This is a genomic window from Saccharopolyspora sp. NPDC045839 (assembly GCF_056431645.1).
In genome coordinates, this window is record NZ_JBWKKH010000041.1 from 36182 (window position 1) to 62479 (window position 26298).

Consider the following 26298-nt stretch of genomic DNA (forward strand, 5'->3'; position numbering starts at 1 on the left):
GATCGGTCCCTCCGAAATTGCGCGATCAGATCACGAGCGCGTTCAGTTCCTTGGTTCGTGCACGCAGCCGCTCGAGATCGCCGAACGCGTCTCGCAGCTCCCGGTGGTCGGAGTGGACCGCGGCGAACGACGGCGAAGGCTCGTCCCAGCGGAGCACGACTTCGTCGTCTCCCACGGTGATTCCCCGGGTGTTCAAGGCCGGGCTGAACTTCATCAGGGTCAGCTGGTTCACCGGTCCCGCGCACAGCAGCTCGATCGCCGCCATGAGCTCGCTCGCCTGGATGAGCGGAACGCCGGCGCCCACCACCGCCGCACGGTCGTTCTCCGCCACCGCGTTGTTGAAGCAGTAACCGAGGTTGATCACCTTGGCGGCGCATCCGTAGCGGCGTTCCACCGCGTGCGCGAAGGAATCCACGAACGTGCAAGCGGCGGCGTAGTTCGCCTGCTTGATGGCCTTGAGGTACGAGTTGATGGACGAGAGGAAGAGCGCGACCTCCAGCGAGTCGCCGCCGAAGACGTCCATCAACCGCACGCTCGCGTCGACCTTGCCCCGAAGCACGTCGTGGAATTCCGCCTCGGTCGTCTTGGCCAGGCTCGCACCCGAGAAGACCAGGCCCGAGTGGATGACGCCGTGCACGCGTCCGAAACGCCGTTCGACTTCGTCCCGCGCCTGCCGGAGGGACTCGGTGCTGGTGGCGTCGGCCTGCAGGTAGAGCGGTGCGGGTCCGCCGGAACCCGCTGCTTCGGCGATGGCCGCCTCGATTCGCGCGTCCCGCGGGCTTCGCCCGAGCCACACCACCTGCGCGCCGTACTGGCGGATCAGGTGCGCGCTGAGGGCCCTGCCCAATCCACCTGCCCCGCCGACGATGACGTAGGTGCCGCCTGCCCGGAACCGGGATGACGTCGGCGAACTCGGGCGAACGGTCGTCAGGTGCTGCCGGAACCACGTGCTGCTCCGGCGAATCCGCATGTTGCCGTCCGGATCGGCGGGCAGGCTCAGCACGGCGGACAACGACGCGGTGTCGTACGCGTCCACGTCCACCACCCGCATCTTCCAGTTCGGGTACTCCTTCGCCACCGAGCCGGCCAGGCCCGCAACGCCGGCGTTGGCCGGATCGATCGGCTCGGCCTCGTGCACCTGGTGCGCGCGGTTCGTGATCACGGTCCACCCCAGGGAGCGGTTGCCGTAGCCGGCCCCGAGCAGCGCCTTCACCGTGCGGAAGACCTGCAGCGTTCCAGCGGATTGGCCGTCGACGATGCCCTCACCGGATGCCGCCTCCGCGTACTCGGGCGCCACCCAGATCAGGTGGTCGAGCGCGGGAGCCGACCGAATGGCGGTTTCGATGTCGTGCTGCGAACCGTGCGGTGGAACCGCCAGCACGTGCGCCGACGGGTACCTCGCGACCAGGGCGTCACGCGCGTCCTGCGTCGCCGCGATGATGCCGACCGATTCGGCAGTCCGCGGCCAGGCCTCGGTCTCGACCTCGCGGGCCTGGTCCCACGTGGGGAGCAGGGTCACCGCGGGCGACTCGCTCCCCTCGTCAGGGGCGGCCGTGCGCGCGGTGCGGCGGCCCGTGATCCCCCGGAGGGCGAGGCACACCTTGCCGCGCTCGTCGGCCAGGTCGATGTCGATCCGCCCGGCGTCCCGAGCGTCGTCGCTCCAGCGAACCCAGGCCCACATCTTCTCGGCGCACGGTGCGAAGATCTCCGCCTTCTTGATGGAGAAGACCAACCCGACGTCGCTGCCCTCGGATCCGACGAGCAGCCGCATGCACTGCATCGCCGAGTCCACCAGCGACGGGTGCAGCGCGAAGCTGCGCGCGGTGTCCAGCACGACATCCGGCAACTTCAACTCCGCGAGCACCGCTCCTTCGGCCTCGTACACCGCGCCGCGGCCCTGGAACGCCGGACCGTACTCGATCCCGAGCTCCCGGTACTCCGCGTAGAAGCGTTCCGGTCCCGTCGCGGTGCGCCGGAAGTCCCGGAGCATCCCGGACAGGTCGATCATCGGCTGCGCCGACCGCTCGAGGCGCGAAATCCCGCCCTGGCAATGAATCACCGACTCACCGCCGGCGTTCGCGGCACCCGCTGCCGCGGAATGCACCTCGAAGCGGGTCCCGCTGCCTTCCGGACGAAGCTCCACCTGCACCGTGCGCGGCCCCTCCGCCACGCCGAGGGGACGCAGGAAGACGATGTCCTGCAAGCAAACGCCGTCCGAAGCGTTGTGCCGGGCGGCTTCGTAGGCCCACTGCAGGTACATCGCTCCCGGCACGATGGCGGTTCCCTGCACCCGGTGCTCGCGCAGGTAGAACTCGTCGCCGGTGAGCGTCGTCCGGTCCGGCTGGCGGTCGCCGCTCGGCGATGCGCCGCTCGGCGATATGCCGCTCAGCAGCACGCCATTGGGCGATACATCGCCCGGCAACTCGTACCGGGCCCGGTCGAAGGGATAGACCGGCAACGACACGCGCCCGTAGCGCCCGTCCCGGAACAACTCGCCGAAATCGGGTGTCCGTCCGTCGAGGTACTCCGCGGCGAGGACGTGCGGCCGCGCGGCCGTCCCGACTGCGGTCTCCGCGGAATCGCCGGAAAGCCAAGCGGTGAGCGCGCGTTCCAGCTCGGCCACATCGTCGACCACGCGGGCCCACCGGTGCTGGAAGTGCGTCCGCCCGAGCAGGAGCGTGCAGCTCACATCACCGAGATCCAGATCCCGGCGCTCCCGGCATGCTCGCGCGAGATCGGCAACCTGCTGGCGCAGGGCCTCTCCCGTTCGCGCCGACAGCGCGATCAGCCGGGGGCCTTCCGGCCTGCTCCGCCGGGGCGATGCCGGGGCCTCCTCGATGACGACGTGGGCGTTCGTCCCGCTGGCACCGAGCGACGTGATCGCGGCGCGCCGCTTGCCGCCTTGCGGGACGACCCACTCCTTCGGCTCCGCGTGCACGTAGAACGGGCTGCCCTCCAGCGCGATGCCTGGGTTGGTCGTCCGGTAGTGCAGGAGCCCGGGCATCGTCTCGTGCTTCATGGCCAGCAGCGTCTTGATGATCCCGATCACGCCGGCCGCGGCTTGGGCGTGGCCGATGTTGGCCTTGCTCGACCCCAGCGAGCAGAACTGCTCCTCGCTCGTGTGCGCCCGGAACGCGCGCACGAGCGCGTTGAACTCCACCGGATCGCCGAGCTTCGTGCCGGTGCCGTGCGCCTCGATCAGCTGGATCCCCGCGGCGTCGATCTCGAAGTCCCGGTAGATCTGCCGGATCAACTTCTCCTGGGAATTCCCGTTCGGCGCGGTGATCCCGTTGGTCGTGCCGTCCTGGTTGATGCCGATCCCGCTGACCACGCCGTAGATGTGGTCCCCGTCGGCCTCGGCATCCGAAAGCCGCTTCAGGACCAGCGCTCCGACGCCTTCGGCGGGGACGAATCCGTCGGCGGCCTGGTCGAACGTGTGGCACCTTCCGGTCGGGGACAGCATCCCGGCGCGCGATCCCGCGATGTAGAGGCGGGGCGAGCACTGGACGAAGACGCCGCCGGCGATCGCCAGATCGGCCTCTCCCGCCCACAATCCCTGGCACGCCAGGTACATGGACACCAGCGAACTGGAGCACGCGGTGTCGACGGCCATCGCCGGTCCGTGCAGATCCAGGTAGTACGCCATCCTGGAGGGCACCAGCGAGCTCATGTTTCCCCAGAACGCCTGCGCCGGGTAATCGGACGACGTCGTCAGGTCGAAGTAGTCACCGGCGCCGCAACCGACGTAGATCCCACAACGCTCGCGGTCGAGCGACTCGCCCGCATGACCCGCGTCCTCGAGCGCCTTCCACGCCTCCTGCAGGAACAACCGCTGCTGCGGCTCCATGTAGGAGGCCTCCACCCCGGAAATCCCGAAGAACAGCGGATCGAACTCGTAGATGCCGTCCATGAATCCGCCGTCCGGGCAACGGCTTCCGAAGGACGACAGATCCCAGCGGGACACCTCTGTCACCGGATCGCGGCCCGCTACCAGCTGGCTCCAGAACTCATCGACGTTCCGCGCACCCGGGAACCGGCCGCTCATGCCGATGATGGCAATGGGGTCGCCGCCCCGAGACGCTTCCGTGGTCCGTGGCGCCTCATTGACGCGTGGCGCTTCGATGGTGCGTGGCACTTCGGTGCCCCGAGGTGCTTCGGCGACGCGTGGCGCTTCGATGGTCCGTGGCGCCTCGACGCGCGCAGGTTCGACCGGAGCGGGGAGCGGGCTCGTCTCGGGTTCCGCGTCGGCGGTGATCGCGTCGCCGTGCTCCGCCAGAACGAATCGCACCAGCCTCCGGATGGAGGGATTGTCGAACAGGACGCTGGGATCCAGGTCGGTGCCCAGCGATTCGTTGAGCTGCTGCACCAGATTGACGCCCGTGAGCGAGTCCAGCCCGTAGTCGGCGAACGGCTTGTCGTCCTCCAGTTCTTCCCTGCGGAGCTTCAACGAAGCCATCAGACTCCGGACGAGGGCCTCTTCGACGTGCGTTTCGAGCGAGAGTTCCCGATCGGCCTTCCTCGGGGCGGGAAGCGACGCCCGCGCGCCGACCCGCGCCACCACGGTCTGCAGTCCCAACGACCGGGCCCGCTCCGCCGGGAAGTGCACCGTGCCGAATCCCTTGTCGCGGAGCACGTCTCGCCACGAAGCCGACGACAGCGCCGGGCCGCCATCGATGCGCCAGCCGTCCGTGTAGCGCCACCAGCCGTCGAGGAACCCGAAGGTCAGGTGCGACCACAGCTCGTTCTCGGCGAGCTCGTTGAGCAGGAGAACACCGCCAGGGCGGAGCAGCTCGCGGGCATGCTCGACGGATTCCACGACGTCCTTGGTCGCGTGCAGCACGTTGTTGGCGATGACGATGTCGTAGTGCCCTGCCGCGAATCCCTGCTCGCCGGGCGGCAGTTCCACGTTGAACGTCCTGCACGTCAGGTACGGAACGCGTGGTGAGAACCGCTTTTCCGCTTCGATCAGGAACGCCTTGGAGATGTCGGTGTAGCAGTACTCCGCGATATCGCGCTCGAAGCTCTCCAACTGCTGGAACACGCGATCGCTGGCGCTCCCGGTGCCGGCGCCGATCTCCAGCACCCGGATCCCGGATCGCGCTCCGCGAAGGAGCTCCGCCACCTCGGAACGCACCGCGCCGGCCGTCATCGCGTTGAAGTAGTCGGCGGTCGCATTCCGCCGGTAGACCGCCTCGACGAGTTCCAGCGTCCCACCGGGGAACATGATGCTCGTGGCAGGCCGCTCTCCGGTCAGGATCGCCGGCATGGCCTCGACCATGCGCTCGACCAGCGCGGTCTTGGCTGCCAGCTCCGGATCGCTGCCGCGCCCGTCCTGCCACGCACGCCAGGCTCGCCACGCCTGCTCGGCGTCCGGCGCGCCGTCCCGCGTCCGCAGGAAGTCGCCTTCCCGGACGAGCTCGCCGCCGTCCACCAGCACGTTCACGCTGTGGTCGAGCCACTTCGCGAAGCTGGGCGCGATCACGCCCGCCCCGACCTGCTCGTACCGCACGGGCTCCCGGAAGAGCCCGATCGTCGACAGCTGCGCGAGCATCAGCTGCCGCAGGATCCCGTTCATCTCGGCCGTGCTCTGCTGGTGCCGCGCCAGGAACCGTTCGACCCCATCGGTTCCGGCCCCGAGCACAGCATCGGCGTCGACCGGCGCGCTCTCCTGGGGCACGGCCGACTCCACCGCTTGCGCGGGCTGCCTCGGCCGCACCGGTTCCGCGGTCGGCCAGAACGGCTTCGTGTCGAACGGGTACGTCGGCAGGCTCACCCGTCCCGGCACCTGCGCGCCGTAGTACGAGTTCCAGGCGACGTCGATGCCGCTGACCCACAGGGGTGCGACCTTCTCCCACTCGCCGCGCTCGAACCATTCCGTCGCGAGCTCCTGGAGCTGCTCGGTTCGGGCGAACAGCGATACCAGTTCGTCGTCCTGGCGCCGGACGGTGCCGGCGAAAGCCGCTTCCGGCACGTTCCCTTCGACGTAGGCGCCGAGCTGCGCGGCCAACGTCTCGAAGTCGTCGGCGATGAACGCTATCCGGCTGGCCATCGCCCGCCGTCCGGTCTGCAGCGTGTACGCCAGCGACGCCAGGTCCCCGCCTGCGCCCCGGTACTCCGGCAGGAACGCCAGGAGATCCCGGGCGAGGGCTTCGAGGCGTTCGCCGTCCCGTCCCGAGAGGACGACCAGATGCTCCTCCGGACTCTCGGCGGAAGGTATCGCGCGCGAACGCGGGGCCACCTGCTCGAGCACCACGTGCGCATTGGTGCCGCCGACGCCGAACGAGCTCAGCCCCGCCCGCGGAGGCTCGGAGCCCGTCCCGCTCAGCGGCAGGTTCTGGTCGACCACGAAGAACGGGGAGTTCTCCCAATCGATCTGCGTGTTCGGCACGTCGCAGTTCAGGGATCTCGGAACCTCGCCGTGGTGGAGGCTCAGGGCCAGCTTGATCAGACCGGCGATCCCGGCGGCGGCGTCGAGATGGCCGATGTTGCTCTTGACCGACCCGATCCCGCAGTACCGGCTGCGATCCGTGAAGTGCCGGTACGCCTCGGTCAACGCCGCGACCTCGATGGGATCGCCCAGCTTGGTGCCCGTGCCGTGCGCTTCGACGTAGCGGATCGACTCGGGGTCCACGCCCGACTTGTCCAGCGCCTTGCGGATGACGTCGACCTGGCCTCGCACGCTCGGGGCGTAGAACCCGGCCTTGTCACCGCCGTCGTTGTTGACCGCCACCCCGCGGATCAGGCAGTAGACGTGGTCGCCGGCGGCGAACGCATCGCGGGCGCGCTTGAGAACGACGACGCCCACGCCTTCACCGCCGGTCATGCCGTCGGCCGTGTCGTCGAACGGCTTGCAAAGCCCGTCGCTCGAGAAGTTCAGGCCCGGCTGGTGCACGTAGCCCAGCTCCATCGTGGAGCAGAGGCTGGCCGCGCCGACCAGCGCCTGATCGACCTCGCTGGCGAGCAGTCCCTGGCACGCGAGGTGGAGTCCGCTCAATGCCGAGGAGCAGTTGGTGCTCACAGCCATGCTGGGGCCGCTCAGCCCCAACTTGCTCGAGATCATCGTGGGCACGCTGCCGCCCTGCGAGAGCAGCCAGGCCACGTATCCCTCATTGCTGGCCAGAACGCGCGCGCCCGCCGCGTTCTCCATCAGGCTCGGCAACAGCGCCTGGTAGAAGTTGTTGCTCGTCGACGTGAAGACGCTGGTGTTGGGCACGTCCTCCGGGCGGTATCCGGCGTCCTCCAACGCCTTCCACGCGTGCAGCAGCAGGAGACGTCCCTGCGGGTCCATGAGTTCGGCGTCGCGCGGCGAGATCCCGAAGAACGCCGGATCGAATTCCGCTTTGCCATCGATGACCGCCCGCTGCGGCACGTACCCGGGCCGGCCGATCAGTTCGTCCGGCACCCCGAGCGCACGCAGCTCCTCGGGCGACCAGAACGTGCTGCCGCCATTGCCTTCCTGAAGATTGCGCCAGAACTCCCGGGGGTTCCCGGCCCCGGGAAAGTGGCACGACATGCCGACCACTGCGATCGAGTCGTCGAGGTATCCGTCACCGATGGCAGGCTCCTCCGCACGACCGTCGGGAAGCGGATCGAGCTGCCGGGGCGCACTCTGCGCTGCTGCTCGCGCCGGGGGTGCCGCTTCCGATGGCAGCAGCCCGGCCACATGCCGAGCCATGGCCGCGATCGACGGGTTCGAGAACAGCGCCACCGGCCGCAGCCGGCACCCGAAGGTCCGGTTGATCTCCTCCACCACTTCGATGGCCGAGAAGGAGTCGCCGCCCGCCTCGAAGAACGCTTCGTCGCGGTCGACGTCCTCGCGGCCGAGCACCTGGCCGAAGATCTTGCGCACACTCCGCTCGACGCGGACCGCACCCGCGGCGGCATCGGAGGTGGACCGCACGACCGGCGCCTGCTCACCGGAGTCGTGCAGCCGCGCCCGATCGATCTTGCCGTTGGCCGTGAGCGGGAAGGATTCCAGCGCCACGAACGCACTCGGCACCATGTAGGCCGGGAGGGTCTTCTCCAGATGCGCGCGCAGCGCCTTGGCGTCGATGGCACGCCGACTGTCGCCTTGCACCGTGAAATACGCGGCGAGCCGTTCCGATCGGCCTTTGCGCTCCACCACGACAACGCTGTTCGCGACGTCCGGATGACCGTTGAGCACGGCCTCGATCTCACCGAGTTCGATGCGGTAACCGCGGAGCTTGATCTGGTTGTCCATCCGCCCGAGCAAGACGATTTCGCCGTCGGGCAGCCGGCGTGCGACGTCACCGGTCCGGTAGAGGCGCTCGCCGCGCACGAACGGGTTCTCGACGAAGCGCTGCGCCGTCAGGTCCTGCTTCCCGTGGTATCCCAGCGCGACACCACGGCCCGAAATGCACAGTTCGCCCGGAACCCCGACGGGCACCGGCTGCATGTTCTCGTCGAGGACGTACAACCGCGTGTTCGCGATCGGCGTTCCGATGGTCACCGGCTCGTCGCGGCGCAACCGCCGCGCCGTCGACCAGATCGTGGTTTCCGTCGGCCCGTACAGGTTCCAAGTCTCGCCACGGGACACGAGCTGGTCCTTGAGGTTCTCCGGCAACGCCTCCCCACCGCAGAGGATCTTGACACCGGAGGCGTTCTGCCACCCCACGCGCAGCAGCATGGCCCAGGTAGCGGGGGTGGCCTGCATGAGAGTGGGCCGCCACGCGTCCACCTCCGCCGCGAGCAAGGTGGCGTCCTTGACCGTCGTCGAATCGCAGATGCGGCAATGCCCGCCGGTGATCAGCGGCAGGTAGAGCTCCAGGCCGGCGATGTCGAAGCTGTACGTGGTGACGGCCAGCAACCGGTCGCCCGCGGTCACCCCGAAGGTCCCGGCCATGGCCAGCAGGAAATTGGTCAGCGCCCGATGCGGGACCACCACTCCCTTGGGCTGTCCGGTGCTGCCCGAGGTGTAGATGGTGTACGCGACACCAGGCGTCGACCCGGGACGCGCGGCCCGCGGTTCCCGCACCTCGTCACCGTCGTCCGGGCGGTCCGTCACGTAAAGCCTCGCCCCGTGCGTCTCCACCGCGGACAACGCGCCCATCACGGCCTCGTGGCAGACGACGAGCTCGGCCCCGCTGTCCCGGATCATGTACGAGAGGCGCTCTGCCGGGAAGTCGGGATCCAACGGCACGTACGCCGCGCCTCGCTTCATGATCGCGAGCAGACCCACGATCAGATCGAGCGAACGCTCGAAGCAGACACCCACGTTGTCCCCGGCCCCGACGCCTCGGCGCCGCAGCGCATCGGCCAGCGCCGAGCTGCGATCGGCGAGTTCGCGATAGGTCAGGGTCTGCTCCCCGCAGGTCACCGCGGGCGCGTCCGGATTCGACCCCGCCCGCTCCGCGAAGAGATCCCAGACCGTCCGGTCCTCGGGATGGTCGGCGTCCGTGCGGTTCCACTCGTCCAGGAGGAGCCGCCGCTCAGCGGTGTCCATGAGGTTCAGCCGGCCGAGTTCGGCATGGCCGCCCGAAGCCACGACGTCATCGATCAGGTTGACGAAGTGGTCGGCCATCCGCGCGATGGTGGCGGCGGAAAAAGCGGCGGGGTGGTATTTCCAGACGAGTTCGAATCCGTCACCGGGAACCACGTCCAGCGTCAGGTCGTACTCACCGAGTTGGTGCAGACCTTCCACCACCCGGAACGGCCAGGTGTCGCGGAGCTCGTCCGCCAGGTTCTGCAAAGTTCCGGCCAGGGAGAAGTTCTGGTAGTTGTAGGCGACCTGGAATACCGGTGACCGGAGGTCCGCATCGCGATCATCGAGATCCCGCACGATGCGGGGGAATGGATAGGCAGCGTGGTCGATCGCCTCGAAAACCGTTGATTGCAGCCGCTGGGCGAACAGCGCGAATTCGTCCGATGCCGCCGGCTTGCTTCGAATGGGCAGGGTGTTGATGAAATAGCCGACCGACGAGTCGAAGCGCTCCGACGGGCGCCCGGACACCGGCATCCCGATGACGATGTCCTCCTGCCCCGTGTACCGGTGGAGCAATGTCTTGAAGACGGCGAGCAGGAAAACGCCGGGAATGATCCCGTTCGCCGCGGCGAACGAGGAAATAGCATCGGCCTGTTCCTTCGGCAACCGCCGAGTGCACACCTCGCCTTCGTGCGGCGCGTCGGGAGCCAGCGTCGCCTCGGTGGGCAAACCGGTGAGCGGAATTCTGCCGGCGAGTTCCCGCTTCCAGAAATCCCGGTCGCGCTCGGCGCGAGCATCACCGAGGTACTCGTCCTCCCACGCGACGAACTCGCCGAACTCCGCGGCGCCGGGCTGGGACGATGGTTCCCGGCCACCGACCCGGGCCTGGTAGGCGCGCAGGAAGGTGTCGAGCACGAGGCACAGCGACGGCCCGTCGAGGATGATGTGGTGGACGACCACGAGGACGTACACCTCGGACTCGGCACGACGCAGCACGGACAGCCGGATCAGGGGCTCGCCGGCCAGGTCGAACGGCCGCTGCGCTCGCCGCTTCAGGTGCTCGAGCACATCATCGGCGGGGACATCCGAGATGTCCGCGTATTCGACCTGGAAACGATCGGCGCCACCAGGCGACAAAGAAGGCCCGCCGACCCCTTCCCGGACGGCTGCCGAAAGAATCGGGTACCGCGATACCGCATCGCGGAATGCGTCCTCGAGAGCGGCCTGGTCGACGTGCTCGCACGATAGGCATACCGGCACGTTGTACGAATACGTGTCCGGCTCCATCTTGTGCAGCGCCCACAAACCGCGCTGCCCTTCCGACAGGGGACGCTTTGCGTGCTCCGTCAATTCGGTGAGCAAATCCGTTGTCGAAAGCGTACCCGCGTCGTACCGCTGAACGATTTCACGAAGTGGCATGCCAACGTGCCCATCAGACGAAGTAGGCAGATCCTCCGCCCGCACGGCCGGGTTGCCGCCGGCACCTCCGGACCTGTTCTCAGGTAGGCGACTGGAAGGCATGAGTGCCCTTTCTGGAAGAAACCGCGCTGGGCTGGCTGCCGTACCCACCGATGCTGACAGATCCAGGGGAGAGCGACACCGCCTCGCTGGCGTGTCCTTCAGAGGTGCCCGTATGGCCACCCACGCCGCCGCCCTCTTTGAAACGGGCTTTGAAACAGCATGGCGGCGCGTTGATTTCGATACCGGTTTTCAGCACGGCCGCTCAACGCGTTCGGCACCGAATGCGGAGTTCGCCATGTGATCGGCGAGGCCGGAGGCGATTGATTTCCGCTCAGATCAGATATGCGGCGCCGTCATCCGGCACCGGACGTCGTGCGGTGCCGGGGGCCTGGTCGGCCAGCACGTCGACGACCTCGTGAGATATCAGCAGCCGGTCGCACCGGAAGCACCACGATCACGGGCCGGTCGTCGCGGGCCGGTCGTTGCCGACGTCTTGGGCTTGGCCGGCGCTGGTCCTCGCCCCGCACTGCGACGTCGACCGCGTACCGAGCCCTGCAGTCCACGTCGGCTGGAGGAAGTCGGCCGGATTCAGGACCCGGGAGAACCGGGCCGCCCGCTGCGAACCACTGCGCACCGAGCGCGGCTCGCTCACGAGCACGTGGGGTCCGCAGCCGGATCGAGATGTCTCTGGCCGGATTTCCGCTACCAGCGGACCTCACGCCCGCTTCGCGCGGGCATGCCCACGCCGGCCCCGCACGCCGACCCCGGCGACCACCCGAAAGCGGTCTCAGCTCGCCCAATGCAGCGTGGTCGTGCCGACGCCGGCCTGCGGGGGAAGGCGCAGTTCATGCTCGACGATCGCGGCTCAGCCGTCCGCGTTCGCCGCGCCGGACATCGACACGCGGCTCACCACGTGGTCGACGAGGCCGTACTCCTGGGCCTCGGTCGCGGTGAACCAGCGGTCCCGGTCGGCGTCCGCGAGGATCTTCTCGATGGGCTGGCCGGTCTGCTCCGCGGTGAGCCGGGCCAGTTCGTGCTTCTGCTTGACGAACAGGTCGGCCTGGATGGCGATGTCGGACGCGGTACCACCGACGCCGGCCAACGGCTGGTGCATCAGGATGCGCGCGTGCGGCAACGAGTACCGCTTGCCCGGCGTCCCTGAGGAGAGCAGGAACTGGCCCGCGGAAGCCGCCATTCCCAGCGCGAAGGTCGCCACGTCCGGCTCGATGAGCTGCATCGTGTCGTACATGGCGAACGCGGCCGACACCGCACCGCCCGGCGAGTTGATGTAGAACCGGATGTCGGACTTCGGGTCCTCGGCCGCCAGCAGCAGCAGCTGTGCGGTGATCCGGCCCGCCGCGTCGTCGTCAACCTGGGAATTGAGCACGACGATGCGTTCCTGGAGCAGTCGCTCGTACACCGAGTCGGTCAGGTTGAGACCACCGGTCCGCATGCTCAGTTTGTGGTCGTGCGTCACGTCTACCTACCTTCTCGTCGCCCGTACCGCATGCCGCCCGGTCAGGACTGACTGATCTTGCGACATTACGTGACCAACCCTAACCAACATGCGCGGCGCGGAACGCCGAACCCGCCCACTTTCGCTCAGAGCGTGACCCGGCCGAGGCCTCCCCGCCTGCTCGGCAGCCGATGAGGTCAACGGAGGTGGTCGGCGCTGATCACGTGCTGCCGATGCGCCGGATCAGCGTCCGCGGCGGAGGGCGTCGTGCTGGTGCTGAACGCGTGGCGGCCGCACCAGCGGCGGTGCCCCCTCACACACCCGAAGGCCAGGTGGCGTACTGCCGCAGGCCGTACAGCAGCGGCGGCTCCTGGCGGTACGTCACAGCCGCGACTTCGCCCAGCACGATCACGTGGTCGCTGGCGACCGTGGTCGTGGTGACCTCGCACTCGGCAATGGCATGGGCGTGCTCCACGAGATGGGGAAGGCCCAAGCGCCGGGTCCGCGCCCAGGGCAGCGAGGAGAACCGGTCGGGGGCGCCCGAGGAGAAGACCTCTGCGGCGTGGCGTCCCTGGCTGTGGAGCAGGTTGACCGCGAATCGGCCCTGGTCCCGGATGATGGCGAGAGTTCCGCTGCGGTTGGAAACGCAGATCAAGAGCATCGGTGGCGCCAAGCCGACGCTGCAAAGCGATGAGCAGGTGAATCCGTGGGGTTCGCCGCTGCGGTCCGTGACGGTGACCACGGCGACGCCGCTGGGGAACGCGCTCATCAGTTCCTTGAACGCTGCCGCGTCCTGCTGCACCGGGCTGTCGAGGGCACTGGCCGGCACGCTGTCTGGCATCAGGTGGGTCCCTTCGGTCGTCGGTCCACTCGCCCTGACGGACTGCCGATCAAGACGATATAGAGCCGCGCGGAGTCCGCGAGTGCCTGAACGGCGCCCCCCGAGATGGGCATTGAACGTCTTTCATCCTGGTCGGCCCGCAGCCGCGGGCCGCAAAGCCGCACGTCGATGAGGTGTCGCATGCGCCGCAGGCGCATAACCCACCTACGACACCGGCACCGCCGCGGGTTCACCGTGCCCACCCCTCCGGGGTTCTCCCGGCGAGGACGGCCCTGACGCCGTGTATCGGGCCATACATAAGTCAGGGCACCCACAGTCCAGGAAGCCTCTGAGGTTCCGCTACCCGCACCGCCACGCAAAACGAGGCTGGAAAAACCTCAGTGGGACCTCGCGCGAAGGGCACCGAGGTGCTGGTGCGGCGGCACCACAGGGGAGTCCCCGACCGGTGTATTCCAATGGAGCGTCACCGAACGGCTACCCCACCCGTAGTCGTTCGGCGGCTCCTTCCGGGGTTGGTCAGATGCTCCCGCGCTGGTGATCCTCGGCATGCCACGTGGCACGCAACCGATGGACAGGAGCCTGGGCATGACCGATCTCGCCGCGCGCCGCCCGGACGCCCGGATCGATTCGCTGTTCGAGGTGCTCCGGGACAACGCCGAGCGCGCGCCGGGTGCCACGGCTCTCCGGTTCCTGCCTCCCGGTCACGCGCCGGGCGAGCGCGGCGTGGTCCTCAGCCGCGGGGAGCTGGACCAGCGGGCGCGCTCCGTCGCGGCGGCGCTGCAGCAGGAGGGCATCGCAGGCGCGCGGGCATTGCTGCTGCTGCCGCCCGGCCCGCATTTCCTCGCTGGATTCCTCGGATGCCTGTACGCGGGCGTAGCGGCCGTGCCGTGCTCGCCGGACATCGGCGATGCCACGCAAGACGCGGCCGACCGGTTGATCGCCATGGCAGCGGACGCCGACGTGGCAGCGGTGCTCACCACCGAAGATCTCGCGCCGGCGTTGCGCGACAGGTGGGGGGACCTCGCGCCGCCCGGGGTGTGGTTCAACGTCGATGCGCTGGGCGAGGACCACGCACGGCTCTGGGTTCCGCCCCGAGCGGTCGCGGATGACCTGGCACTGCTGCAGTACACCTCGGGATCGACCGGCCGGCCGAAGGGCGTGGCGGTGTCGGTCGGCAACCTCGCGGCCCAGATCGCCAACTTCCGGGCGCTCACCGAACTCCCGGCGGGCGGCAACGTCGTGTGCTGGATGTCGTCCCTCCACGCGCTCGGGCTCGGGCAGGTGCTGCTCGCGCAGCTGGCGGGCGGAGAAGCCGTGCTGATGACGCCGGAGGACTTCGTCGCCGATCCCTTCCGGTGGCTGGCGGCGATCTCGGCGACCGAGGGACCGGTGTTCAGCGGGGGCCCGAACTTCGCGTACGAGCGGTGCTGCAGTTTGATCGGCGAGGACCAGCGGGCAGCGCTCGACTTGTCGGGCTGGGAGGTCGCGCTCATCGGCGGCGAGCGAGTTCAGGAAGCCACCCTCGAACGGTTCGTCGGCTCCTTCGGGCCTGCCGGTTTCCGGCGCACTTCGTTGTTCCCGGCGTACGGCCTCACCGAGACCATGCAGATCGTCGTGGGCAAGCGCGAACCCGACGCGCTCAGCGTCGCGGTCGATGCCGCCGAGTTGGAGCGGGGTCGCGCCGAGCTGGTGCCGGCGGAGGGCTCCGCGCGGGCGCAAGAACTCGTGGGTTGCGGGGGCGCCGGGCCGTTCGGGCGCGTGCTGGTCGTGGACACCGAGTCCCGCACCGAGTGCGCCGCCGGTCAGGTGGGCGAGGTCTGGGTGAGCGGCCCGGTCGTCTGCCAGGAGTACTGGAACCGGCCGGCGGAGACGGCCGAGACCTTCGGCGGCACCCTGGCCGACGGGGACGGCCCGTTCGTCCGGACCGGCGATCTCGCGTTCTTCCACGACGGCGACCTCGTGCCCTGCGGCCGGCTCAAGGAACTGATCATCATCAACGGCCGCAACCTGTATCCGCAGGACATCGAGGGCGCGGCCCAGCAGGTCTCGCCCTCGCTGGCGAGCCTCCCGGTCGCGGCCTTCTCGGTCGATTCGGAGGACGGGGAGCGGCTCGTCGTCGTGCAGGCGGTGGAGTCGGGCGCCAACGCCGACCTGACCGACCTGACCGACCTCGCCGAGCGAATCCGCTTGGGGGTCACGAGCGCGCACCAGGTCGAGGTGTACGAGGTCGTCCTCGTCGAACCGGCGGCGGTCCCGCGCACGCAGAGCGGAAAGGTCCGGAGGCGCGGCTGCCGGGAGTCCTACCTCAACGGCGAGCTCGTACCGCTGGCGACGAGCACGCGGGTGGCGCCGGCCGCCGAACCCACGGCCGCCAGATCGGCCATGGGCGACCTGTTGCTCGCGCTGCCGCCCGAGGTCCGGGCTTCCGCCGTCACCACGGAGCTGCGCAAGCGGATCGCATCCGCGCTGGGCGCGAGTTGGCAAGAACTGCCCGAGGACAAGCCGCTGATCGGTTTGGGCATGGAGTCGGTGCGCATGATCAGGCTGCGCCACGACGTGGAACGGGACTACGGGGTCTCCCTCCCCATGTCCGAATTCATGAACGGAACCGTCCAGGACCTGTCCCTGGTGGTGCTGCGCGAAGTCGGCGACCAGGAAGGCGACTGAGCCGACCGGACCTTGGCGGCGCCATCGGCATTCGCCCACGCCGTCCTGCCCCTGGCCGCGAACAACCAGCCGAGCAGCATCCCGCAGTGAAGGACCCGCGTGAACAACGAAGAACCTCCTCTGTCGCCCCGGCTGCAGCTCGGCACCCGCTACCTGCCCGGCTACTTGTTCCTCGTGGTGCTGCCCCTCGTCGCGGTCGTTGCGCTGGTCCAGTCGTTGGGGAACAACGGTGTCGCCGCCCTGCCGGGAGCGGATTCGATCGTGTCCAGCGGGCACCGGCTGCTGCTGGCCATCGCGGTCATCCTCGCCGTGACCAGGCTGTTCGGCGCGCTGCTGCGGCTGGTCGGCCAGCCGAGCGTGGTCGGCGAGATCACCGCGGGGATCATCCTCGGCCCCTCCGTCCTCGGGCTGCTGCTCCCGGAGGCAACGGCGTGGCTGTTCCCCGCGGACGTGGTGCCCTCGCTGGAAACGCTGTCGCAGTTCGGCGTCATCCTGTTCATGTTCCTGGTCGGCAGGGAGATGCCGCTCGACCTGCTCCGCCGCAGCGGTGGCACCGCGCTGGCGCTGGCGCAGGTGAGCACCGTCGTCCCCTTCCTGTTCGGCGCGCTGCTCGCGGCCTGGGCGCTGGGCGACTACCGGACGAACGGCACGCCTCTGCTGGCACTGGTGCTCTTCGTCGGCGTGGCCTTCGCGATCACGGCTTTCCCGGTGCTGGCGCGGATCCTGCACGAGCAGAAGCTGGCGGACACGCCGGTCGGCACGCTCGGCCTGGCCACGGCAGGAGCGGGAGACGCCATCGCGTGGTGCCTGCTCATGGTCGTCAGCGCGGTGATCGGCAATGGATCGCTCCTGTCGGCGTTCGTCGCCTGCGCGCTGGTGATCGGTTACGGCGGCGCTCTGATCGCCTTCATGCGTCCCGCGATGCCCCGGCTGGTGGCGGCGTTCGAGCGGTCCGGTCACACGGCGGTGGCCGCGTTCCTGTTGTGCTGCGTGTTCGCCTCCGCGTGGATCACCGATTCGATCGGTGCCCACGCGATCTTCGGGGCGGTCCTGGCCGGTCTGGTCCTGCCGCGCGATTCGGCCACGGTCCGCGAGGTGCTCGGCAAGATCGAGGGCTTGACGATGTGGCTGCTGCTCCCCCTGTTCTTCGCCGTGGTCGGGCTCAAGCTTGATCTCGCGAGCATCGGCGGGCCTGCGGACTGGGGCGTCCTCGCGCTGATCATCGTCGTCGCGGCGGTGGGCAAGATCGCCGGTGTCGCGATCTTCGCCCGGCTGCTCGGCCACGACTGGCGGTCGTCGACCGGCCTGGGGCTGATGATGAACTGCCGAGGTGTCACCGAGTTGATCGTGTTGCAGATCGGGCTGTCCCTCGGGGTCCTGTCGCCTCGCCTGTTCACCATGCTGACCTGCATGGCGCTGGTGACCACGGCGGTCACGGGACCGCTGTTGCGGCGGCTCCAGCTGCACACCACTCCCGCGAGAAGCGCGGCGTGACGCGAGTCGACCTGCTTCGGGAACAAGGGCTGGAGAACATGGACATCGCAGAGGAATGGCTGTTGGCCGACTCCGCCTGGTGGGGCGCCCGCCGCTGGTTCGGCCGGTGCGCCCTGCGCCTCCGCAACGGCGAACCCGCCGGTTCCACGCCTGTCGCCCCCGAAGAAGTTCCGGCCGGCGCCCGGACGAGACGACTCGGCGGCACCGTCCTTCCTGGACTGCGCGATGCGCACGTGCACTCCGGGCTGGTGGACCTCCGTTCGGTTCGCTCCGGAGGGATCGCCGAAGTGCACGATCTCGGCAGCGCCCCCGATGTGCTCGAAGCCCTGCGCGTCGACGACCCGGCCTTGCCGAGGGCGCGGGTGGTCGGTGCCTTCCTGACGGCTCCGCGCGGTTACCCCAGCGACAGGTCCTGGGCCGCTGCCGGGAGTTTCCGCGAAGTGCTTTCCCCGCTCGACGCCGAGGCCGCCGTGGGCGAGCAGCAGCAGGTCGGCGCACATGCCATCAAGGTCGCCCTGAACTCCGACGCGGGCCCCGTGCTTCGGGACTCCGTGCTCGCAGCGATCGTCACCGCCGCACATGCCGCCGGTCTCGCCGTCATCGCGCACGTCGAAGGCGAAGGCACCATGCGGCAGGCCTACGACAAGGGCATCGACCGGCTGGCGCACACCCCGTGGACAGAACGCGTCGATGAAGGGCTCCTCGCCGATGCGGCACAGCGGATGAGCTGGATCAGCACCCTGGACATCCACGGCTTCGGCACCGACACCCCGCAGCTGCGCACCGCGACGGACAACCTGCGGCGCTTCGTCGAGCACGGCGGAACCATCCACTACGGAACGGACCTGGGCAACGGGCCGCTACCGCAGGGCGTCAACCCCCGCGAGGTCACCGCGCTGCTGGCCGCCGGCCTCGCGCCCGACGACGTGCTCACCGCCATGACCGATCTGCGCAGTCCGGTCCCACCGTGCTGGGTTCCCGGCGGGCTGGACCCGACCCCCTCGCGCTTCGCCGACTCGCTCAGCTCCGCACAGGTAGTGGATCCGGTCGCACCGGACCTCCCCGCCTGATCCGTCATCGGAAGGTGAGGAACACATGCTCAGCCACGCCGATCTCCTGGAGAAGGCACGCGTTCTGGACGAAGCCGATCCGCTGCGCGGCTTCCGGGACCGGTTCCTGATCCCGGAGAACAGCGATGTCGTCGCCTACTTCGACGGCAACTCCCTGGGACGCCCCGCGCTGGCCACCGCCGAGCGGATGGACCGCTTCATCCGCGAGCAGTGGGGGCGGCAGCTGATCCGCGGCTGGACCGACGGCTGGTTCGACTGGCCCGAAGAGATCGGGAACCGCCTCGGCCGGGTGGCCCTCGGCGCAGCACCCGGCCAGGTCCTGGTCGCCGACTCGACCACGGTGCTGCTCTACAAGCTCGCCCGCGCCGCCGTGGATGCCCGGCCCGGCCGCGACGAGATCGTCATCGACACCGACAACTTCCCCACCGACCGCTACGTTCTCGAAGGCATCGCCGCCGAGCGAGGCCTGAACCTCAGGTGGATCGACACCGACCCCGCCGAGGGCATCACCGCCGAACAGGTCGCGGGCGCGGTCGGCCCGAGCACCGCACTCGTCGTGTTCAGCCACGTCGCCTACCGATCCGGGTACGTGGCCGACGCCGAAGCGATCACCCGCACCGCCCAGGATGCGGGCGCTCTGGTGCTCTGGGACCTCAGCCACTCCGTCGGCGCCGTCCCCGTCCACCTCGACTCCTGGAACGCCGACTTCGCCGTCGGCTGCACCTACAAGTACCTCAACGGCGGCCCCGGATCCCCCGCGTTCGGCTACCTCAACCGGCGCCACCACGGTCATGTGCGGCAACCCATCTGGGGCTGGATCGGACACCGCGACCCGCTCGCGATGGATCCCGGATATCAACCCGTCGAAGGTGTGCGCGGCATGCTCAGCGGCACTCCCCCGATCCTGGGCATGCTGCCGCTGCTGACCGGCCTGGACATGCTCGAGGAGGCCGGCATCGAAGCGGTCCGCGCCAAATCGCTCCGGCTGACCGACTACGCCCTCGAACTGGCCGACGCCTGGCTGCTCGACCACGGCGTGGCACTGGCCTCCCCGCGCGACCCCGAACGTCGAGGTGGCCACATCACGCTGCGCCGAGAGGACTTCCGCGAGATCAACGACCGGCTCTGGCAACGCGGCGTCATCCCGGACTTCCGCGCTCCCGACGGCATCCGCATCGGCCTGGCACCGCTGGGCACCAGCTTCACCGAAGTCCACCGTGGACTATCGCTGCTCGCCGAACTCGTCGGCTCCCGCAGCGCCCCGCTCGACGGGATGGGTCCGGCTTCACCCACTCCTTGACGTCGTCGCCGACAGCTGCACGAGGTGACCACGCCCCGGACTTGGTGACCTGCGTTTCGAGTGCGCGAAAAGGCAGTTCGCGCTGCTTTAAGCGAAATCTTCCGCTGCTTCGCATTGATCAAGCGGCTCGGTCGGCCATGCTCGACATTGGGAAACCAGGGAGTGTCGCAGACATGAACATCGAGGCAGGGTCATCCAGCCGCGTCGCGTTGATCTTGCCGTGGCTGCCGACCAACTCCCTTGCGCTGGCCCAAACCGCTGGTTAAGCGCTGGGCTATCGATGCTACACAAGCCTGGAAACACCGACGCAGGTCTCTGACCTGGGATGATGAGTGCCCCCGGTCGGGTTCGAACCGACACTTGGACGATTTTAAGTCGTCTGCCTCTGCCAGTTGGGCTACGGGGGCGGTCAGCACTGCTCGTCGCGGCGGATGCCGCACACGTTACGACGCAGTGGCGCTTCGCTCGGTTCCCTCGAACTGCTGAAGGACACCTCGGTGTCCCGGCGGGCGCTGGGTCACCAGCTCCCCCAGCCGTTCCTCGCGGTCGAGAGCTCGGTGAAGCGGCTCCGCACCCAGTCGTGCACGGCGGTCGAGACGTCCGCGCAGTCGGCCCGGTGCTCGAACCAGCGCCAGTCGCAGTTGACGTTGACCTCGAGGAACACCCATTCGCCGCCGACGCCGAGTAAGTCGAAGCCGGCCACGTCCAGCCGCCACTGCCGGCACAGCGCCAACAGCCGCTGGACCAGGTCCTCGGGCACCTCCGCGCGTTCCACCACTACCGAATCAGGATCGACCCACAGCTGCGCCGGGTCCAGCTTCTGCACCCGGAAGCCGATCGCCCGATCGCCGATGACGAACACGCGCAGCTCGTGATCCGCGTCGAGGTACTGCTGGACCAGCACCGGCGCCGGCTCGCGGGCCTCGCCGGTGAGCCGGATGTCCAGCGGGCGCGGGAAGAGGCCGCGCAGCGCGCCCGGCTCGGGTTCGAGCAGGTGGTGCCCGGCCGTCTTGACGATGCACCGGCCGCCGCCCGGACGGCTCCGCCCGGGCATGGTGGTCACCGCGGTCCGGGGCACCCGCAGGCCGACCGCCGACGCGCCCTGCAGCTGCGTCAGCCGGTCGAGGTGTTCGGTGGAACGCACCGAGTTCACCTGCTCCCAGTCATCCCGGCAGGCGAGCCAGTTCGCCACCGCGCTCCACTGCTCGCGGACGTAGGCGCCGTGCACCGTGGTCGGGTCGACCGGGATCGCGCTGATGTCGAAGTGCCGTCGCCAGACCAGGACCGGCCGCAGCAACCAGCGCTGGAACTCGATCAGCGGCGTGTCCGTGTAGATGGTGAGGGCGAGGTCCAGGCTGCGGTCGGCATCGAGGCGCACCATGCGGATGTCGTGCTCGGCCAGCGCCAGCGACAGCTCGTTCATCTCCATGTCGGCGGCGCGCGCCAGCACCAGCACGCACGGCACCGGGTCGCCGGGCTCATCGGCGACGAGGTCCGCGCCGAACACCCGCTCCTGGAAGTCCAGCAGCGTGTCCGGCGAGCGGAAGAAGTAGTCCTGCCCCTGCAGCAGCATCGGGGTCGGGCGGAGGAACGGCTGGGCGGCCGCCCCGGGCGGGTTTCCGAGGTCGGCGGGCCGTCCCCCGGCCTCGTCCATGCTCAGTCGTCCTTCTTCCGGAAGACCCGAGCCGCTTCCTGGTAGTCCTCCGCGAAGTCCGCGAGCGGACCTTCCTCAACAGCACCGCTCCGCAGTAGGGCGGCAAGTTCTTTCAGCGTCAAGGGATTCACCCCTTCCCCCGTGTGACGCATCCTTTCAGGTGACGAACTCGCTATAGTCTTCGATTTCCCGCTACGGATTGTCAAGGTTAGCCGCCCTCCAGATAGCCCGCACGGAGCACGGCGTCGGGAACAAGAAGGCCGCGTGCCCATTCCGGCACGCGGCCCCGTAGCTGCAAGTGCCCGGTCCTTCGACGCCGGTCAGCTCTCGGCGGCCCGCTCGAACGCGGCCCGCGGGTTCTGGATCTGACCCATCGACACGACTTCGCGCTTGAACAGGAACGCCAGCGTCCAGTCGATGATGATGCGCAGCTTGCGGTTGAACGTGGGCATCCGGCTCACGTGGTACGAGCGGTGCATGAACCACGCGATGAAGCCCTTGGCCTTGAAGCCGTAGACGTCGGCGACGCCCTTGTACAGCCCCATGCCGGCGACCGAGCCGGCGTAGGCGTGGCGGTACTCCTTGGTCGACTTGCCGCGCAGCGAGGCCAGCATGTTCTTGGCCAGCTGGTTGGCCTGCCGCACCGCGTGCTGCGCGGAAGGCGCGCAGGTGGCGCCGGGGTTCTCCTCGGTCTTGGACAGGTCCGGGACCGCGGCGCAGTCACCGGCCGCCCACACGCCGGGCAGACCCTCGACCTGCAGGTGCGCGGTGGCCTTGACCCGGCCGCGCTCGTCCAGCGGCAGATCGCTGTTCTTCAGCACCGGGTTGGCCTTCACACCCGCGTTCCACACCAGGGTGTCGGTGTCGAACTCCGTGCCGTCGGAGAGCATCGCGTGGCCGCCCTCGACGGACTTCAGGAAGGTGTTCAGGTAGACCTTGATGCCGCGCTCTTCGAGGGCCTTGACGACGTAGACGCCCATCTTCTCGCTGACCTCGGGCATCACCCGGCCGGCGGCCTCGACGAGCGCCCAGGACATGTCGTCGGGCTTGATGTTGTCGTAGTAGCGCGTGGCGTAGCGGGCCATGTCCTCCAGCTCCGCCAGCGCCTCGACGCCTGCGAAGCCGCCGCCGACGAAGGTGAACGTCAGCAGCCGGTTGCGCAGCTCGGGGTCGTCGGTGTTGGCCGCGGCGTCCATCTTGCCCAGCACGTGGTTGCGCAGGTAGGTGGCTTCGCCAACGGTCTTCAGCGAGATGCCCTCCTCGGCGAGGCCGGGGATCGGCAGCAGCCGCGAAACCGAACCGAGCGCCACGACCAGCACGTCGTAGGCGATGTCCTCGGAACCGGTCTGCGGGTTCTCGACCGTCACGACCTTCTCGTCGTGCTTGATCTCGGTGACAGCGGCGGTGACCACATGGCACCGCTTCAACACTCGTCGCAGTGGCGCTACCACGTGGCGGGGTTCGACCGAACCCGCGGCCGCTTCCGGGAGGAAGGGCTGGTAGGTCATGTGCGGCTGAGGATCGACGACCGTCACGGAGGCCTCGCGGCGACCCAGCTTCTTCTGCAGCTGAAGTGCCGTGTACATGCCGACGTAACCGCCGCCGAGGATGAGAATCCGCGTGGGATCGGATTTACCAGCCATGCCTTCATGGTCGCACCACTGACCGCATTCGCGCTGCGCCGACCCCCCTTAATGTGACGCCAGTCGCGGGTGGCATCAATCACGATCAACGCGTTGTGCACGAACAAACGCGCTGCGTACGCACACCGCAGGGGCGGTGGCGGGTGACGTCAGAATGACATCACCGAGGTGTCATGGGGGCTGGTTCAGGCCACCCTACCGAATCTTGAGCGCCGATGCCCACGCCCGCGAAAATTCTTCCGGGAAGATCGCACCCACCAGACCGGAACCGATCGCGAGCGCTACTGCCCGGACCGGCGCCGTTCGCAACCAAGCTCGCGGGCGGCCACGAGGGCGAGTTCCGCTGTCCGGCCGGGCGGCATGAAAAGACCCGGCCCCTCGCGAGCGAGAGAACCGGGTGGTATGGCGATCACTATACCGCCGGCGCCGTTCGCGTCAACTCAGCTGACGCGTGTCACCAACCGAACGGCTTGATGTACGGGCCGGCCTGGTCCGGAAGCTGGCTCTTGAAGAAATCCTCGGGGCGCAACCGCCGCCACCAATGGCCGCCGGCCCCATCATCGCGGTTGCCCCGGAGATCCATCGCGGTGGCCTTGACGCTCGGGTTGATCGTCGCAACCGGTACGTGCAAGCGCGCGTGCTGCAACGGATAGTGCAGATCACTGTCGTTCGAGAACACCATCGCCGCGTCCACATGCCTCGACAGGACATCAATGAGCAGCCGTGAGGCCACATTGACGTCGGAGCCCTTCTCCTCGAACGTGCTCACCGAAACCAACAGCTCCGGATCTCCGCCTGGACCTTCGACCGCCTCCGCGGGCAACCAGTCCGGAAGCCGATCAGCAGGCGGGGCCGGGACCCTGCGCTGCGGACGCCCGTTCTGAGCCCTCTCGATCAGCACGCCGGTTTTCACGCGAGGAACGTACTTCCCGTTCACGATCACGAGCTCCGGGATGTAGCTCCGCAACGCACCGATGTAGGTCTGCTGATCGCGAAGCGAGGAGTCGTCACCTTCTCGATCGCGCGGCGCGGTGCAGTAGACCACCGTCTCCAGGCGGGCATTCGGCCAGACCCGTGGATTGATCAGAGCCTTCGCGAGGGCAGCGAGGTCCAGCCATCTCCATCCAGCTGTTCCGCGTCCACATGCCGCTCGTGCTCCGTAGTAGACGTTGAAAGCGTCCACGTAGACGCCAACGCGAAGTTCCCGCTCCGCCGATACTGTGCGTAGCTGATCAATCACCTTCGGTACGTTACCGTTCCGTCCTCAGCCTCATGCGTTGGCCGACCTCTTCCCCAGTGCCGCGGAACGCCCCCGGAAGCCCGGTCAGCGGGTGTTAGACCGGAACGTGTGAGCTCCGGCCTCGGCCCGAGCTCACGCGCGCACCACGACCACCCGCTCAGCCTTCGGACGCGCAGGCTCTTCGACGAGCTTGCTCAGGTCGTCGGGGTCGCTCGTCAGCAGCACCACCGGCCGCGCGAGCTCCAGCGCCGTAGCGGCCACCACCGCGTCGATCGCACAGCGATGCCCCGACAATCCAGTCGTACCAAGGAGTTCTCCGGCGGTGCGTGCGAGTTCGGGCGTCACGGGAACAACCGAGACACGGGACAGCACGCGGTGCACCAGGGCATCTCGTGCGCACCCGCGAAGCACCTCGGTCAGCGTGATCGCACTGACCACAACCCTGGAACGCCGAAGCCGCGCAGTCTCGAGGTACGCGCGGGCACGCCCATCCCCGGCAGCGAGCTTCGACAGGCCCTCGCTGTCGAGAACGAGCGCCCCGCCTGCGGCTACTCGGCGTCCGGCCATGTCGCCCCTGCCTCCGCCAAGTACTCCTCCGGCACCGGACCGTGCTCCGCCTCGAGCAGTTCGGCGAGTTCGGCCACGAGATCGAGCTCGAGCTGCTTGGCCACCGCGTCGGTGACGTACTGGCTGAACGCTCCACGCCCCACCCGATGCTGGACGGCCGAGGTCAGGTCTTCGGGCATGGACACGCTGACCTTGCGAGCCCGCCCGAGCGACCGCACGTTGCGCGCGGAGTCGAGATCCGGAGCGCCCTCGGGCGCGGCCGTTCTCGAGTCGAGTTCGCGGTACTGGCTCAACAGCCAGGCCAACCGCTCGGCGAAGTCGGCATCTCTACTCGGGAGCCCACCTGCGGGCTCATGCGGCACGGCGCTCATACGGCAATGCTACCGACAGTGGTAAACACATATCTACCTGCGTCGATGACTGATTGGAGGCCCACCCGTTCGAGTCACGCGGAACGCCCCCGGAATCCGATCAGGGGGTGACCTGGGTCGTCAGGTCGAGTTGCATCAGGGTCGTGTCGATCCACTTCCCCTCCTTGCGGCCGACCTCGTTCAGCTTCCCGGCGACCTCGAACCCCGCTTTGCGGTGCAGCGCCTCCGATGCCGGGTTGCCGGTATCCGCGATCACGGCGATGACCTGGCGCGCGCCCGCCGCTGCCGCACGCCGCAGGAGTTCGCCGAGCAGGTGGCGGCCGATGCCGCGCCCGACGTGGTCCGGGTGCAGGTAGATCGTGTTCTCGACGGTGTGGCGGTAGGCGGGTTTGGGTCGCCACGGGGACACGTAGGCGTAGCCGACCAGATCGTCTTCCAGCGTTGCCACCAGGAACGGCCAGCCGTCTCGCGCTACCGCGCCGATCTTGTCCCGCCAGTCCTGCGCCGCCGGCGGCACTTCCTCGAACGTCGTCACCGTTGTCTCGACGTACCCCCGGAACAGCTCGCCGATCGCTTCCGCGTCACCGGCTTCGGCGTCCCGGACCACCAATTTCGCGGTCATCCCGACATGCTGTCAGGAACCGGCCGACCGGCCTCGACGCGTAACGAGGTCTTCACAGAACCGTTCGACAGGGCACGGGGTTCAGACGGGCTGGGGCGCGTTCCGGCGCGCGGACACCGCGTCGAACAGGAGCCAGCCGTCGATCTGCTCGGTCGACGGATCGTTCGGGTCCCACCCGCCGGCCAAAGCCTCGTCGAGCAGGGCTCGCACGGTGCCCGGCTCGTGCAGGTTGAGCCAACTTCCCCCGGTGCCAACACCTCCGGAGTGCAGCAGGCCATCGGGGACCAGCCACCCGGGGCCTCCCTGGAAGACGATCCGGACGCGCCCACGCGCTCCGGCACGGCCGATCGCCAGGACCTCGCGGCAGACCCGGTCCGGCTCGACGTGGTGCTGGTGGCGCACCGACCACAAGAAGGTCACGTCATCGATCACGAGGCGTCGAGCCTTCTTCCTGCTGCGGACCATCGGCA

General features: G+C 68.7%; 15 protein-coding genes and 1 tRNA gene. 5 read left to right on the top strand and 11 right to left on the bottom strand.

The genetic code is table 11. The annotated features are described in order from the left end of the window. Positions 1-25 precede the first annotated feature (25 nt). Positions 26-10792, bottom strand: a complete 10767-nt coding sequence (locus AC07EQ_RS37360) for an amino acid adenylation domain-containing protein (protein ID WP_478392536.1) — start codon at positions 10790-10792, stop codon at positions 26-28. Between the two features lie 283 nt (positions 10793-11075). On the opposite strand from AC07EQ_RS37360, the gene AC07EQ_RS37365 reads away from it, so the two are divergent. Then, on the top strand, positions 11076-11204 hold the full coding sequence (locus AC07EQ_RS37365; protein WP_478392537.1) for a hypothetical protein: 129 nt from the start codon (positions 11076-11078) through the stop codon (positions 11202-11204). A gap of 564 nt (positions 11205-11768) precedes the next feature. Here the strand turns inward: AC07EQ_RS37365 and AC07EQ_RS37370 are convergent. Next, positions 11769-12356, bottom strand: coding sequence for a ClpP family protease (locus tag AC07EQ_RS37370; RefSeq protein WP_478392571.1), 588 nt, complete (start codon positions 12354-12356; stop codon positions 11769-11771). A 316-nt stretch (positions 12357-12672) separates the two neighbouring features. After that, positions 12673-13200: a flavin reductase family protein gene (locus AC07EQ_RS37375; protein WP_478392538.1), complete on the bottom strand. Its 528-nt coding sequence runs from the start codon at positions 13198-13200 to the stop codon at positions 12673-12675. Positions 13201-13785: 585 nt separating this feature from the next. Here AC07EQ_RS37375 and AC07EQ_RS37380 point away from each other — a divergent pair. From AC07EQ_RS37380 to kynU, 4 genes are all read left to right on the top strand, one after another. Continuing rightward, entirely contained in the window at positions 13786-15867 is a 2082-nt protein-coding gene (locus AC07EQ_RS37380; RefSeq protein ID WP_478392539.1) for an AMP-binding protein, read from the top strand. 99 nt (positions 15868-15966) lie between these two features. Beyond that, positions 15967-17361: a cation:proton antiporter domain-containing protein gene (locus AC07EQ_RS37385; protein WP_478392540.1), complete on the top strand. Its 1395-nt coding sequence runs from the start codon at positions 15967-15969 to the stop codon at positions 17359-17361. Further along, a complete protein-coding gene (locus AC07EQ_RS37390; RefSeq protein WP_478392541.1) occupies positions 17358-18431 on the top strand; it encodes an amidohydrolase family protein in 1074 nt (357 codons plus the stop codon). The genes AC07EQ_RS37385 and AC07EQ_RS37390 overlap by 4 nt, the downstream gene beginning before the upstream one ends. A 25-nt stretch (positions 18432-18456) precedes the next feature. After that, complete coding sequence (gene kynU / locus AC07EQ_RS37395; RefSeq protein WP_478392542.1) at positions 18457-19731, top strand: kynureninase; 1275 nt, start codon at positions 18457-18459, stop codon at positions 19729-19731. 333 nt (positions 19732-20064) lie between these two features. Here the strand turns inward: kynU and AC07EQ_RS37400 are convergent. The 8 genes from AC07EQ_RS37400 to AC07EQ_RS37435 all read right to left on the bottom strand — a co-directional run bounded on the left by AC07EQ_RS37400 (position 20065) and on the right by AC07EQ_RS37435 (position 26293). Further along, positions 20065-20138: transfer RNA gene (locus tag AC07EQ_RS37400), tRNA-Leu, on the bottom strand. A gap of 110 nt (positions 20139-20248) precedes the next feature. After that, positions 20249-21385 carry an ATP-grasp domain-containing protein gene (locus tag AC07EQ_RS37405; protein WP_478392543.1) on the bottom strand — a complete coding sequence of 379 codons (1137 nt, stop codon included), beginning with the start codon at positions 21383-21385 and terminating at the stop codon, positions 20249-20251. A 320-nt stretch (positions 21386-21705) separates the two neighbouring features. Next, positions 21706-23028: an NAD(P)/FAD-dependent oxidoreductase gene (locus AC07EQ_RS37410; protein WP_478392544.1), complete on the bottom strand. Its 1323-nt coding sequence runs from the start codon at positions 23026-23028 to the stop codon at positions 21706-21708. A 454-nt stretch (positions 23029-23482) separates the two neighbouring features. Further along, positions 23483-24268, bottom strand: coding sequence for a PIN domain-containing protein (locus AC07EQ_RS37415; protein WP_478392545.1), 786 nt, complete (start codon positions 24266-24268; stop codon positions 23483-23485). A gap of 132 nt (positions 24269-24400) precedes the next feature. Next, on the bottom strand, positions 24401-24835 hold the full coding sequence (locus AC07EQ_RS37420; RefSeq protein WP_478392546.1) for a type II toxin-antitoxin system VapC family toxin: 435 nt from the start codon (positions 24833-24835) through the stop codon (positions 24401-24403). After that, complete coding sequence (locus AC07EQ_RS37425; RefSeq protein WP_478392547.1) at positions 24817-25206, bottom strand: hypothetical protein; 390 nt, start codon at positions 25204-25206, stop codon at positions 24817-24819. The genes AC07EQ_RS37420 and AC07EQ_RS37425 overlap by 19 nt, the downstream gene beginning before the upstream one ends. Positions 25207-25306: 100 nt before the next feature. After that, entirely contained in the window at positions 25307-25828 is a 522-nt protein-coding gene (locus AC07EQ_RS37430) for an N-acetyltransferase family protein (RefSeq protein WP_478392548.1), read from the bottom strand. Positions 25829-25909: 81 nt separating this feature from the next. Continuing rightward, positions 25910-26293: a hypothetical protein gene (locus AC07EQ_RS37435; protein WP_478392549.1), complete on the bottom strand. Its 384-nt coding sequence runs from the start codon at positions 26291-26293 to the stop codon at positions 25910-25912. Positions 26294-26298 lie beyond the last annotated feature (5 nt).

Bases quoted from the DNA above. Each gene is read 5' to 3' on its own strand.
- AC07EQ_RS37365 (WP_478392537.1), top strand. From the start codon at position 11,076: ATGGCCACCCACGCCGCCGCCCTCTTTGAAACGGGCTTTGAAACAGCA.
- AC07EQ_RS37370 (WP_478392571.1), bottom strand. From the start codon at position 12,356: ATGCGGACCGGTGGTCTCAACCTGACCGACTCGGTGTACGAGCGACTG.
- AC07EQ_RS37375 (WP_478392538.1), bottom strand. From the start codon at position 13,200: ATGCCAGACAGCGTGCCGGCCAGTGCCCTCGACAGCCCGGTGCAGCAG.
- AC07EQ_RS37380 (WP_478392539.1), top strand. From the start codon at position 13,786: ATGACCGATCTCGCCGCGCGCCGCCCGGACGCCCGGATCGATTCGCTG.
- kynU (WP_478392542.1), top strand. From the start codon at position 18,457: ATGCTCAGCCACGCCGATCTCCTGGAGAAGGCACGCGTTCTGGACGAA.
- AC07EQ_RS37405 (WP_478392543.1), bottom strand. From the start codon at position 21,385: ATGGACGAGGCCGGGGGACGGCCCGCCGACCTCGGAAACCCGCCCGGG.
- AC07EQ_RS37410 (WP_478392544.1), bottom strand. From the start codon at position 23,028: ATGGCTGGTAAATCCGATCCCACGCGGATTCTCATCCTCGGCGGCGGT.
- AC07EQ_RS37420 (WP_478392546.1), bottom strand. From the start codon at position 24,835: ATGGCCGGACGCCGAGTAGCCGCAGGCGGGGCGCTCGTTCTCGACAGC.
- AC07EQ_RS37425 (WP_478392547.1), bottom strand. From the start codon at position 25,206: ATGAGCGCCGTGCCGCATGAGCCCGCAGGTGGGCTCCCGAGTAGAGAT.
- AC07EQ_RS37430 (WP_478392548.1), bottom strand. From the start codon at position 25,828: ATGACCGCGAAATTGGTGGTCCGGGACGCCGAAGCCGGTGACGCGGAA.
- AC07EQ_RS37435 (WP_478392549.1), bottom strand. From the start codon at position 26,293: ATGGTCCGCAGCAGGAAGAAGGCTCGACGCCTCGTGATCGATGACGTG.